The organism is Stenotrophomonas acidaminiphila (assembly GCF_001431595.1).
Lineage (GTDB): Bacteria > Pseudomonadota > Gammaproteobacteria > Xanthomonadales > Xanthomonadaceae > Stenotrophomonas > Stenotrophomonas acidaminiphila.
This window is the reverse complement of sequence record NZ_LDJO01000008.1, coordinates 58741-71357: the sequence shown is the minus strand read 5'-3', so window position 1 is coordinate 71357 and position 12617 is coordinate 58741. Positions and strand designations below refer to the sequence as shown.

9 protein-coding genes and 1 pseudogene are annotated in these 12617 nt (G+C 72.6%); 6 read left to right on the top strand and 4 right to left on the bottom strand.

From position 1 onward, the window contains the following. Nucleotides 1-161: 161 nt before the first annotated feature. From ABB33_RS02030 to ABB33_RS02020, 3 genes are all read left to right on the top strand, one after another. Nucleotides 162-431, top strand: a complete 270-nt coding sequence (locus ABB33_RS02030; protein WP_152984924.1) for a hypothetical protein — start codon at nucleotides 162-164, stop codon at nucleotides 429-431. Nucleotides 432-528: 97 nt separating this feature from the next. Next, nucleotides 529-3243 (top strand): bifunctional acetate--CoA ligase family protein/GNAT family N-acetyltransferase, encoded by a 2715-nt coding sequence (locus tag ABB33_RS02025; RefSeq protein WP_054668303.1) that lies wholly within the window; start codon nucleotides 529-531, stop codon nucleotides 3241-3243. Nucleotides 3244-3268: 25 nt separating this feature from the next. Continuing rightward, nucleotides 3269-3997: an alpha/beta fold hydrolase gene (locus ABB33_RS02020; protein ID WP_056930958.1), complete on the top strand. Its 729-nt coding sequence runs from the start codon at nucleotides 3269-3271 to the stop codon at nucleotides 3995-3997. Between the two features lie 362 nt (nucleotides 3998-4359). Here ABB33_RS02020 and ABB33_RS02015 read toward each other — a convergent pair whose 3' ends face one another. After that, nucleotides 4360-5316 (bottom strand): aldo/keto reductase, encoded by a 957-nt coding sequence (locus ABB33_RS02015; protein ID WP_056930957.1) that lies wholly within the window; start codon nucleotides 5314-5316, stop codon nucleotides 4360-4362. 155 nt (nucleotides 5317-5471) lie between these two features. Here ABB33_RS02015 and ABB33_RS02010 point away from each other — a divergent pair, with 155 nt between their 5' ends. Both ABB33_RS02010 and ABB33_RS02005 read left to right on the top strand, forming a co-directional pair. After that, nucleotides 5472-6341 carry a class I SAM-dependent methyltransferase gene (locus tag ABB33_RS02010; protein ID WP_152984923.1) on the top strand — a complete coding sequence of 290 codons (870 nt, stop codon included), beginning with the start codon at nucleotides 5472-5474 and terminating at the stop codon, nucleotides 6339-6341. Nucleotides 6342-6503: 162 nt separating this feature from the next. Continuing rightward, nucleotides 6504-7046 (top strand): pseudouridine synthase, encoded by a 543-nt coding sequence (locus tag ABB33_RS02005; RefSeq protein WP_054668296.1) that lies wholly within the window; start codon nucleotides 6504-6506, stop codon nucleotides 7044-7046. 40 nt (nucleotides 7047-7086) lie between these two features. On the opposite strand, the gene ABB33_RS02000 is transcribed toward ABB33_RS02005, so the two are convergent. Both ABB33_RS02000 and hrpB read right to left on the bottom strand, forming a co-directional pair. Next, a complete protein-coding gene (locus tag ABB33_RS02000) occupies nucleotides 7087-7440 on the bottom strand; it encodes a mitochondrial import receptor subunit TOM20 (RefSeq protein ID WP_054668294.1) in 354 nt (117 codons plus the stop codon). Between the two features lie 153 nt (nucleotides 7441-7593). Then, nucleotides 7594-10094 (bottom strand): annotated as a pseudogene (gene hrpB / locus ABB33_RS01995) (ATP-dependent helicase HrpB). Nucleotides 10095-10171: 77 nt separating this feature from the next. On the opposite strand from hrpB, the gene ABB33_RS01990 reads away from it, so the two are divergent. Then, a complete protein-coding gene (locus tag ABB33_RS01990; protein WP_056930956.1) occupies nucleotides 10172-10987 on the top strand; it encodes a TatD family hydrolase in 816 nt (271 codons plus the stop codon). A gap of 49 nt (nucleotides 10988-11036) precedes the next feature. Here ABB33_RS01990 and ABB33_RS01985 read toward each other — a convergent pair whose 3' ends face one another. Beyond that, nucleotides 11037-12587, bottom strand: a complete 1551-nt coding sequence (locus ABB33_RS01985) for an OmpA family protein (RefSeq protein ID WP_082594939.1) — start codon at nucleotides 12585-12587, stop codon at nucleotides 11037-11039. Nucleotides 12588-12617 lie beyond the last annotated feature (30 nt).

Here is a 12617-nt window from a genome sequence, read left to right as displayed (position 1 = left end):
GCGGCTGGCGTGGCATCATCGACCGCGTGTCGTACAGCCGTGGCTCCCCGGCACGGGGGGCACGGCATCGAGCGGGCCATGAAACGGAATCCGTCGATCGTCCGCCGCGTGCGCAAGGCCAGGCAGGGGTCGCAGGAGCCGCTGGCCTGGGCCTGCGGACCGTGCAGCGTGTGGAGGCCGACGGCGTCGCCTCGCGCGGGACCCGGGTCTGCCTGGCGGCGGCGCTGGATACCGACGTGAGCGCGATGCTGGACGCCGGTCCCGGTCCCGGCCCGGTCGCCGCGGCCCGCTGGCAGCCATGGATGCTGCTGGTCGTGGCCGGCGTGCTGGTGTTCGCCGCCGGCACGACGCTGGGGGCGCCGAGGGTCGTCGATTACGTCGCGATCCTGCTGGTTTCGGTCGGCATGCTGGGCCGTTCGCTGGCGCGCTGAGGGCCGCGGCATGGCCGCCGCGGCCGCTTGATCCTGCTCATGCCGCGGGCACCGCGACGCGTGTACCTTTGACCGCGTTCCCGTTGCCGGCATCGCGATGAGCACCTATCACCTGCAGACCGTGTTCCGTCCCCGTTCCGTGGCCGTGGTCGGCGGCAGCCCGCGCGAGCGCTCGGCCGGGCGCGCGGTGGTGCGCAACCTGCGCGCGGGCGGCTTCGCCGGGCAGATCGGCTGGGTCAACCCGCGCCACGCCGAGATCGACGGCATGCGCACGGTCAAGCGGCTCAAGGACCTGCCGTGGATACCGGACCTGGTGGTGGTGACCACGCCGGCGGCGATGGTGCCGCAGGTGGTGGCCGCCGCCGCCGACCTGGGGGTGGCCGCGGCCATCATCCTCACCGCCGGGCTCGGCCGCGGCCCCGGCTCGCTGGCCGCGCAGGTGGAGGCGGCGGCGCGGCCGAAGGGCATGCGCATCCTCGGCCCGCACTGCCTGGGGGTGATCGCGCCGCACGCGCGGCTCAACGCCTCCATCGCCGCGCACACCCCGCAGGCCGGCGACCTGGCGCTGATCTCCGAATCCAGCGCGATCGCTGCCGCGCTGGTGGAATGGGGCGTGGCGCGTTCGATCGGGTTCTCCGCGGTGGTGTCGCTGGGCGATGCGCTGGACGTGGATTTCGGCGACCTGCTCGATTACTTCGCCGCGGACTACCGCACCCGCGCGATCCTGCTCTACGTCGACCAGATCAGCGACGCCCGCAAGTTCATGTCGGCCGCGCGCGCGGCGGCGCGCGCCAAGCCGGTGGTGGTGGTCAAGTCCGGGCGCCAGCCGCGCAGCGCCGGGGCGCGCGCCGAGACCCACGCGCAGACCCTGGCCGCATCCGATGCGGTGTACGGGGCGGCGTTCAACCGCGCCGGCCTGCTGCGGGTGAACGCGCTCGACGAACTGTTCACCGCCGCCGAGACCCTGGGCCGGCTGGGCACGTTTCCGGGCAACCGGCTGGCGATCCTCAGCAACGGCGGCGGCATCGGCCGGCTGGCGGTGGACCAGCTGCAGGCCCTGGGCGGCACCCTGGCGGCACTGTCGCCGGCCACCGTGGCGCACCTGGACCAGGCATTGCCGCAGGGCTGGTCGCGCGACAATCCGGTGGACATCATCGTCGATGCCGGCGGCGACCGTTACGCCGCCGCGGTGGAGGCGCTCCTGGCCGACGAGGCCAACGACGCGCTGCTGGTGGTCAACGTGCCCACCGCGTTTACTTCGTCGGCCGATGCGGCGCAGGCATTGACCCGCACCCTGGGGCTGCGCTCGCGGCAGCTGCGCGACAAGCCGGTGTTCGCGGTGTGGCTGGGCAACGACGAGCAGGCCACGGCCACCCTCAACACCGCGCGGGTGCCCACCTATCCCAGCGAGGCCGAGGCGGTGCGCGGGTTCCAGCACCTGGTGCGCTACCGCCAGGCGCAGGCGGCGCTGATGGAGACGCCGCCCAGCCTGCCGGCCGATTTCGTGGTGGACGCCGCGGCCGCGCGCGCACTGGTGGAGTCGGCGCTGGCGCGCGGCCAGCAATGGCTGGACCCGGTGGCCACGCACGCCCTGCTGCAGGCCTATGGCATCCCGTCGCTGGCGGTGATGGTCGCGCGCGACGCGCACGAGGCGATGGAGCTGGCGCAGCCGCTGCTCGAGCGCGGCGCGACCGTGGCGGTCAAGGTGCTGTCGCCGGACATCCCGCACAAGTCCGACGTCGATGGCGTGCGCCTGAACCTGGGCACGCTGCAGGCGGTGCACATGGCGGCGACCTCGATCCTGCAGCGCGCGCGCGAACTGCGCCCGGAGGCGCGCATCGAGGGCGTGCTGCTGCAGCAGACCCTGGTGCGGCCCAAGGCGCGCGAGCTGATTGCCGGCATCGCCGACGATCCGGTGTTCGGCCCGGTGCTGGTGTTCGGCCGCGGCGGCACCGCGGTGGAAGTGATCGACGACAAGACCCTGGCGCTGCCGCCGCTGGACCTGCGCCTGGCGCACGAGGTGATTGGCCGCACCCGGGTCTCGCGCATCCTCAAGGCCTACGGCGACGTGCCGGCCGCCGACGAACGCGCGGTGGCGCTGGTGCTGGTCAAGCTGGCGCAGCTGGCCGCCGACATCCCCGAGATCCGCGGCCTGGACCTCAACCCGCTGCTGGCCGACCGCGACGGGGTGATGGCGCTGGACGCGCGCATCGCCATCGCCCCGGTGCGGCGGCTGCACAAGGGCCGCGGCCATCCGCGTTTCGCGATCTTCCCGTATCCGACCGAATGGGAGCGCACCATCGAACTGTCCGACGGTGCCCGGGCCTTCGTGCGCCCGGTGCGGCCGGAGGACGATGCGCTGTTCCGCACGTTCTTCGCCCGCGTCACCGACGACGACCTGCGCCTGCGCTTCTTCCAGTCGGTCAAGCACTTCAGCCACGAGTTCATCGCGCGCCTGACCCAACTTGACTACGCCCGCTCGATCGCGCTGGTGGCCATCGACCCGAAGAGCGGCGACATGCTCGGCGCGGTGCGCCTGCACGCCGACGCCGACTACGACCGCGGCGAGTACGGCATCCTGATCCGCTCCGACCTCAAGGGCCACGGCATCGGCTGGAAGCTGATGCAGATCATGATCGAGTACGCCGGCTGGCAGGGCCTGAACGTGGTCGAGGGCCAGGTGCTGCGCGAGAACAGCACCATGCTGGCGATGTGCCGCACGCTCGGCTTCAAGGTCAAGCCCGATCCGGACGACCCGGCGATCATGAGCGTCACCCTGCCGGTGCATTGCAGCGGCGACGGTACCGGCTGAGCGCCGGCGGCGCGACAATGGCGCCATGCAAACCGCCACCGCCGGGAATCCGCCCGGGAAAATCCCGCTGCTGTTGCTGCCGGGCCTGCTCAACGACGCCGAGCTGTGGCGCGCGCAGATCGCAGACCTGTCCGACGTCGCCGACTGCATCGTCGGCGACCAGACCCGTGGCCAGACCCTGCAGGCGGTGGCCGCCGACGTGCTGGCGCAGGCGCCGCCGCGGTTCGCGCTGGCCGGGTTCTCGCTGGGAGGCTTCGTCGCCCAGCAGATCCTGCGCGTCGCACCCGCGCGGGTACAGCGGCTGGCATTGATCGGCGCCTCGATCCACGCCGATTCGCCGGAGCGCGCAGCGCAGCGCCGTGCCCAGCGCGCCAGCGTGCGCCTGCCCGGCACCTTCCACGGGTTCGGCGACCGGCTGATGCGCAGCTACATCGACGCCTCGCGCCTGCACGACCAGGCGCTGGTGCACCGCGTGCGCGCGATGACCACGCGCCTGGGCGCGGAGGTATTCCTGCGCCAGAGCGCGCTGGAGCGGCTGGACGGCCACGACGTGCTGGCCGCCTACCGCGACCCGCTGCTGATCGTGTGCGGCGCCAACGACCGCATCACCCCGCCGGCGGTCAGCGAGGAAATGCACGCGCTGGCACCGCATTCGCGGTTGCTGCTGCTGCCCGGCTGCGGGCACCTGGCGCCGATGGAAAAGCCGGCCGAAGTCAGCGCGGCGCTGCGCGACTGGCTGCTGGCACCGGCCTGATCCTGGGCGCTCGAACGCAGGGAACGCGCCTGTCCGGGGTGATGCCAGCAGGGCGTACCCGCCGGCGCGCCGCGTCCCATGGCATCGCCAGCGCATGCCGGTGATGGTGGCCCCGAAGCACGCGCTGGCGCTGCTCCTGGCTGGCGCGCGGCCATGCCGGCCAGGCCTCGGAGCGCATCTGCCGCACGGCGCCGAGACTGGTCGAAGCCGTGCCGGCCGCTGGCGTGGACGCCGCGCCAGCACGCCATCTCCGCGTGCCCATCGAGGTTGCGACGGTCGGCAGTGTGCGGGTGTGCGCGAGCGGCCGCCGTTCGCGGTTCGTCCCCTGCAGGTTGGACTTCGCTTCCGGGCCGGCGCCGCGTTCAGTCCCCGGCGCTGGCCGCGTCGAGCTGGGCGATATCCGCTGCCGACAGCGACAGCCGCGCGGCGTCGAGGACTTCGCGCAGCTGCGCCACGCCGGTGGCGCTGACGATCGGGGCGGTGATGCCGGGCCGTGCGATCTGCCACGCCAGCGCGACCTGCGCCGGTGTCGCCCGGTGGCTGGCGGCGATGTCGTCGAGCGCGCCGAGGATGCGCCGCCCGCGCGGGTTCAGGTAGCGCGCGACCACCCGTGCGCCCCGCGCGCCGCTCTTGCCGGCGTCGGCGGCGTCGCGGTACTTGCCGCTGAGGAAGCCGCTGGCCAGCGCGTAGTAGCCGATCACGCCCAGCCCGTGTTCGCGTGCCAGCGGTTCGAGCGCGGCCTCGTAGCCGGCGCGGTCGTAGAGGTTGTACTCGGGCTGCAGGCTCTCGTAGCGCGGCAGGTGGTAGTCGGCCGACACCTTCAGCGCGTCGCGCAGGCGCGTGGCGCTGTAGTTGGAGGCACCGATCGCGCGTACCTTGCCGGCTTCGACCAGGCGCGCGAAGGCGCCGAGGGTCTCCTCCAGCGGCACCGACTCGTCGTCCTCGTGCGCCTGGTACAGGTCGATCACGTCGGTCTGCAGCCGGCGCAGCGAATCGTCCGCGGCGGCGTGGATGTTGGCGGCCGACAGCCCGGGGCGTTCGGACCATTTGCCGACCTTGCTGGCGAGCACCACCTTGTCGCGCCTGCCGCCGCGCCTGAGCCAGCGGCCGATGATGGCTTCCGATTCGCCGCCGCTGTTGCCCGGCACCCATGCCGGGTAGACGTCGGCGGTATCGACCAGGTTGAAGCCGGCCTCGACGAACGCGTCGAGCAGGGCGAAGGCGGCCTTCTCGTCCACGCTCCAGCCGAAGACGTTGCCGCCGAAGGCGATGGGGCCGACCTGCAGGCCGGAACGGCCGAGTTCGCGTAACCGGGTCATGCGCAGCTCCTTGGGATCGGCGCCCCAGCATAGACGCAGCGCCGTCCGGTTCCGTTGCGCAGCGGTAAAAACAGCGTTCCGCATGCCCTGCGCGCAGCGCCGGGGCGCGGCGTGCGCATGCTAGGCTCGCCGGACTCCAACCGTGGAACCTCCCGATGAAGACGACTGCCCCGCTGGTTGCCGCCTGTCTGTTGTTCGCCGCCCTGCCTGTCGCCGCGCAGGACCCTGCGCATGCCGGCCACGACCATGCCGCCATGCACGGCGCACCGGCCGCCTCCGCCTCCGCGCAGCTGCAGGCCGCGGTGGCCGGGGACTGGCGCAGCCCCGCCAACACCGCGCGCGATGGGTACCGGCATCCGCTGCAGACCCTGGAGTTCTTCGGCGTGCAGCCGCAGCACACCGTGGTCGAGATCACCCCGGGCGGTGGCTGGTACGCCGAGATCCTCGCGCCCTACCTGCGTGGCCATGGCCATTACGTGGCCGCGGTGGTCGACCCGATGGCGCTGCCGGCCGGCAAGGGCCGCGACTACCAGCAGCGCACCCGCGATGGGCTGGAGAAGAAGTTCGCCGCCGCGCCGGCGCTGTTCGACAAGGCCACCGTGGTCGCCTACGACCCGGCGGCCCCGGTGCTCGGCAAGCCGGGCTCGGCCGACGTGGTGCTGACCTTCCGCAACGTGCACAACTGGCGCGCCGCCAACCAGGCCGAAGGCCTGTTCCGTGCGTTCTTCGCGGTGCTCAAGCCCGGTGGCACGCTGGGCGTGGTCGAGCACCGCGCCAAGGCCGACGTCGCGGCCGACGACAAGAGTGGTTACGTCGGCCAGGCGCAGGTCATCGCCATGGCCGAAGCCGCCGGCTTCAAGCTGCAGCAGAGCAGTGAGATCAACGCGAACCCGCGCGACACCAGGGATCACCCCAATGGCGTGTGGACGCTGCCGCCGTCCAACAACCACGACGCCGCCGATGCCGCCAGGTACAAGGCGATCGGCGAAAGTGACCGGATGACGCTGCGCTTCGTGAAGCCCTGACCGGGGCCGAACGCAGGGCAGGGCGCGTGGACGCCCGCGCGGCGCGCCCTGCCGGCGGCCGCGCACCCTGCCGTTGCGGCCGGTTGCACGGCGCGGGGATGACGCCGCGGCTGCGGCCATCCCGTTCGCCGTCGTCATCGTCATCGTTTTTGCCCGGCTGCCATGCTCATCGCCTTCAACAAACCCTTCAACGTGCTGTGCCAGTTCACCGACCGCAGCCAGCCGCCGCGGGCGACACTGGCCGGCTTCGGCCTGCCCGGGGACGTGTACCCGGCAGGGCGCCTGGACTACGACAGCGAGGGCCTGCTGCTGCTCACCGACGACGGTGGCCTGGCACACCGCCTGACCGATCCGCGCCACAAGCAGGACAAGACCTATTGGGTGCAGGTGGAAGGCGTACCGGCCCCGGACATGCTGCAGGCGCTGCGTGACGGGGTGCTGCTCAATGACGGGCCGACGCTGCCGGCGCGGGTGCAGCTGCTGGAGGCGCCGCCAGCGCTGTGGCCACGCGATCCGCCGGTGCGGTTCCGCAAGACCGTGCCCGACGCCTGGCTGGCGATCACCCTGCGCGAAGGGCGCAACCGCCAGGTGCGGCGCATGACCGCCGCGGTGGGCCTGCCGACGCTGCGGCTGGTGCGCGCGGCGATGGGCGCGCATGCGCTCGATGGCCTGCAGCCCGGGCAGTGGCGGGTGTTGCAGGGCTAGGAAAAGGGCGGGCGCGCACCGCGGCGCGCGCCCGCAGGCATCAGGCGTCGCTGCCGATGTCGCTGGTCTCGTCGACCGTGGTCTGCGCGCGGCGGCGCTGGGCGATCTGCTGCGACTTGGCTTCCAGTGCGGCGTTGTCGCGCTTGTTCTTGCGGTAGACCGCGTAGCCGATCAGCCCCAGCCCCACCGCAGCCACGGCGATGGTGGCGGTCGGGTTGCGCCGCGCCACCCGGCCCACGGCGCGGCCGCCGGTCTTCATGGCGCCGATGGCAGCCCCGGCCTTGAGCCAGTCGGCGGCGTTGGAGCCGCCGTGCTTGAGGCTGTCGCCGGCATGGCCGGCCAGTTCCATGGCCCGTTCCAGGGCCGATCCGGTGATGTCGCTGAACTTGCTCATGGGGGAATCCTCGGTTGCGGGGACAGGCATGCAGTGTCGCGGGACGCGCGTGCAGGAAATGTTAGTCGCGCGCCACGCATCGCATCATGCAGCAATGCCGCGCCACTTGGGGTGGGCCGTCCGCGCCGGGGCAGTGTCACGGGCGGTGGGCGTTCACGTCCCGCGGGGTTTTGCGCGGTGCGTGGCGGTTGCGCTCCAGGGGTCGTCCGGCCATGGATGCCGGGGATACCGGCCCTTCATCTCCTTCCGCACTTCCGCATAGGTGTTCTCCCAGAAGTTGCGCAGGTCGCCGGTGACCTGCAGCGGCTTGCCGCCGGGTGAGAGCAGGTGCAGCAGCAGCGGCACGCGGCCATCGGCGATGCGCGGTGTGTCGGCCAGGCCGAACAGCTCCTGCAGCTTGACCGCCAGTACCGGCGGGCGCGGAGTCAGTCCATCGTCGTCCATCGCGTAGTCGATGGCGCGATCCATGCCCGACGGCACGCTGATCCGCACCGGCGCATGGCGGTCGATCTGCTGGCGCAGGTTCCAGTCGATGCCCGATTTCAGCGCTTCGCCCAGCTCCGGTTCGCCGAGGGCGTCGAGCCGGGTCTTGCCGGCGAAAGCCGGCAGCAGCCAGGTGTCGAGCGTGTCCAGCAATGCCGCGTCGGACAGGTCGGGCAGGCCCAGTTCCGGCATCCACTGGCGCAGTCCCTGCACGCGGTGGCGCCACTGGCGCAGCGCGCCGGTCCATGGCAGCGCGTCCAGCCCCAGTTCGCGCACCGCGTCGGTGAGCGCGCGCGCGGCCTGTGCCGGATCGACCCTGCCGGCCGGGCGGCTGTCCAGCACGATGCGGTCGAAGCCGGATTCGCGCCGTGCCTCCAGCGCGCGCCGCTCGCCGTTCCAGCGCACCACGTCGCGCTGGTGGAAGCGCTGCGGGAAATCGGTACGCAGGCGCGCCTCGTCCACCGGCGCGGCGCGCAGCAGCAGCGCGTCGCGTGCCTCGAAGCGCAGCTCGCTGATCACCAGCCAGGGCTCGCCGCGCAGGTCGCTGTTGTCGTGCAGGCGCGCGCTGCGGCCGTTGGCCAGCTGGTAGCGCAGCGGGTCGGACGGATGGCGTGCGGCGATGCGGTCGGGAAAGGCATGGGCGAGCAGGTCGCCGAGCGCGTGCGCCTCGACGTCGTCCGGGGGCGTGGCGTCGCAGCGCAGGCGCCGCCGCCACTGCCGGCTGGCCGCATCGATGGCGGCCAGCGCGCCGCGGCTGGCATCGTGCGGCACGTGGCCACCGCGCATCGCCGCCAGTGCGCGCCAGCGTGCGGCCAGCGCGTCGCCGCCCTGGCGCAGTGGGTCGCGTGCCTCCAGCAGCGCGGCCAGGTCGGCAGCCAGCGCCTGCTCGCGCGGATCGGCCGCGGCGATCAGCATCGCCGCCAGCCGTGGGTGGGTACCCAGCGCCAGCATGCGCCGCCCGGTAGCGGTGATCGTGTTGCCGTCGAGCGCACCGAGCCGCTGCAGCAGTTCCCGCGCGGCAGCCAGCGCACCGGCCGGCGGTGGATCGACGAAGCGCAGCGCGTCGCTGCCCCAGGCAGCCAGCTCCAGCGCCAGCGCGGCCAGCTCCACCTGCGCCATCTCCGGGCGCCGCTGCGGCTCCAGCCGTTGCGATTGCGGCCACAGGCGCAGCGCCAGCCAGAGGCCACGCGCCCGGCGCGGCCGGCGCGCTGGTCGGCCGACGCCTGCGATATCGGCACCGCGTCCAGCCGCGGGAAACCGCTGTTGGGGTCGTAGCGCGGCTCGCGCGCCAGGCCCGCGTCGACCACCACGCGCACGCCGGGCAGGGTCACCGAGGATTCGGCGACGTTGGTCGCCAGCACCACGCGGCGGCGCCCGTCGGGGTCGGGTTGCAGCACCCGCGACTGCTGTTCCACAGGCAGTTCGCCGTGCAGCGGCAGTACGTCGGTACCGGCCGCGCGCACCGCGTCCAGCGCGGCCTGTACGCGCGCGATCTCGCGCTGGCCCGGCAGGAACACCAGCACGTCGCCCGGATGCGCCGCCAGCGCGTGTTCGACCGCGCGCCGCGCCTGGGCTTCCAGCGTCTCCTCGCGCCGTGGCGGGAAATGCGCGACCTCCACCGGAAACCCGCGGCCCTGGCTGGACAGGCGCGGCGCGTCGAGGAACGCGGCCAGGCGCTCGCCGTCGAGGGTGGCCGACATCACCACGATGCGCAGGTCCTCACGCAGCCCGGCCTGCACGTCCAGCGCCAGTGCCAGGCCGAGGTCGGCCGACAGGTGGCGCTCGTGGAACTCGTCGAACAGCAGCGCGCCGACGCCGTCCAGCAACGGGTCGTCCTGCAGCATGCGGGTGAGGATGCCTTCGGTGACGACCTCGATGCGGGTACGCGCGGAGATCCTGTTCTCGAAGCGGATGCGGTAGCCGACGGTCTCGCCGACCGGCTCGCCGAGCTGCCGCGCCATGAACTGGGCGGCACTGCGCGCGGCGACGCGGCGCGGTTCCAGCATCACGATCCGGCCGCCCTGCAGCCATGGCGCGTCGAGCAGCGCCAGCGGCACCTGGGTGGTCTTGCCGGCGCCGGGCGGGGCTTCGAGTACCAGCCGCGGGTGCGCGGCCAGGCTGTCGGCGATGGCCGGCAACAGCGGGGAAATGGGGAAGTCGGGGCGTGCCATCGCGCAAGGATAAGGGTTCGCGCCGGCGCGACCGCCTACAATGCGCGGTTTCCGTATCCGCATCCCTGCCCACGGCCATGCAACTGATCGACATCGGCGCCAACCTCACCCACGAATCCTTCGCCCGCGACCTGGACGCGGTGCTGGAGCGCGCGCGCGCGGCCGGCGTGGTGCAGATGGTGGTGACCGGCGCCAGCCGCGAGCACTCGCCGATGGCGCTGGCGCTGGCGCAGCAGCACCCGGGCTTCCTGTACGCCACCGCCGGGGTGCATCCGCACCACGCGGTCGAGTACACCGACGAATGCGACGCGCAGATGCGCGCGCTGCACGCGCACCCGGAAGTGGTCGCGGTGGGCGAATGCGGGCTGGACTACAACCGCGACTTCTCGCCGCGCCCGGCCCAGCGCCGCGCGTTCGAACGGCAGCTGCAGCTGGCGGCGGACCTTGCCGTCGATGGCGTGGGCAAGCCGCTGTTCCTGCACCAGCGCGACGCCCACGACGACTTCCTGGCGATGATGCGCAACTTCGATGGCCGGCTGGGCCCGGCGGTGGTGCACTGCTTCACCGCCGATCGCCGCGAACTGTTCGACTACCTGGACCGCGACTGGCATATCGGCATCACCGGCTGGCTGTGCGACGAGCGTCGCGGCGCGCACCTGCGCGAGCTGGTCAGGCACATCCCGGCCGGGCGTTTGATGATCGAGACCGACGCGCCCTACCTGCTGCCGCGCACGCTGCGGCCGTTGCCCAAGGACCGCCGCAACGAGCCTGCATTCCTGTCGCACATCGTCGAGGAGCTGGCACGCGACCGCGGCGAGGAGGTGACGCTCACCGCGGCCAATGCCACCGCCGCCACCCGCGCGTTCTTCCGCCTGCCCGATCCCGCCGCCTGAGCGGCGGCACCGGCCACGGCCCGGTTGCTGCCGGGCCGCGGGCCGCGCATCAGCGCTTGACCAGTTCCACCCGGCGGTTGCGCGCGCGGCCTTCTTCGCCGGCGTTGGCGGCGACCGGCTTGTCGGCACCGAAGCCTTCCGGTTGCAGGCGGCCGGCATCGATGCCCTTGCCGGCCAGGGCCGCGACCACGGCCCGGGCGCGCGCCTGCGACAGGCTGCGGTTGTGCGCGGCGTCGCCGGTGGCGTCGGTGTGCCCTTCGACCGCCAGCTTCAATGCCGGGTCGGCGCGCAGCAGGTCGAGCACCTGCGCCAGCTGCGGTTCGGAGCTGGGCAGGATGTCGGCCTTGTCGGTGGCGAAGTTGACCTGGATGGCAACGCGTCCGTCGCTGTCCAGCTTCTGCTTCAGCGCCGCGGCGGGCAGCAGCGTGGCGGTCTGCACGAAGCCGGTGCGCTCGCTCACCACCCAGCCGGCGCTCAGGTACTCCAGCCGTGCATGCACCCAGACCTGGCGGCCATCGGGCAGGTCGGCGCGATAGACGACCAGGTCGAAGTCGTCCCAGCTGTAGCCGGCGGCCTGCGAGTAGGCCGAACGCAGCGCTTCGGGCACGGATTCGGCCTGCTCCTTGGGGATGCGCCCGTCGAACACCTTGGTGGCGTCGACCGTGGCCATCATCGCTTCGAGATTGCGGCGTACCTCGTGCATCGAGTACTCGCGCTCGCCCTTGTCGAAATCGGCCGCCCAGGTGCGGCCCTCGACCTGCTCGAAGCGGTCGCCGGTCCAGAACGGGAAGCGGTCGAAGTCGCGCTGCTGCGGCTTGTTGCGGTCGCGGTAGCCGGCCGGCAGCGACAGGTGCGGGAAGGCGTCGTTCCAGTGCGCGCTGGGCTGGAACGGCACTTCCTCCAGTACCGTCATGCCCGCGCCGTTGGCGTCCATCGCCAGCTGCACCCACACGTTGCGCTGCGCCTGGCGTACCACGTACACCGCGGTCGGCGCGTCCTGCCCCATGTTGACCGCATCGATGAAGCCGCCGCCGATCTCGTCCTCCAGCTGCGGGCCGTAGTAGATGTCGCGATGCAGCGGGCCTTCGAACACCTTCTTGCCGCCGGCGGCGTCGATCAGGTTTTCCAGGTTGCGCTGCAGCTCCAGCGCGGAAAACCCCTTGTCGCCCTCGGCGACGATGCGCGCCGACCAGCTCGGGCCTTCCACCCAGTGGATGCCGTCGCCGATGCGGAACGGGAAGCGCGCCCAGGCGCGCGGATAGGGACGATTCTGCGGCGCGTAGCCCTGCGGCAGGCCGAAGAACGGCATGGCGCCGAGCGTGGCCTGGCTGGTCGGGATGCTGGCGATATCGAACGGCAGTACCGCCACCGGCTTGCCGTCGCGGTCGACGATGCCGCCTGCCGCCGGCTGCGCGGCCTTCGCCGCGGGTGCGTCCGTGACGGGAAGCGTGGGTTGCTGCGCGTCACCGGCCGCGGTGGTGGCGGTGTCCGTGTCGGGTGCGGCGCCACACCCTGCCAGCAGCAGCGCCGCCATGCCGTAGCCCAACATCCTGCCGTTCCTGCGCACGCTGATCTCCTGGGTCGGGGGAGCGCCGAGCATAACGGACGTCTGCTGCCGCATCCCACTCAG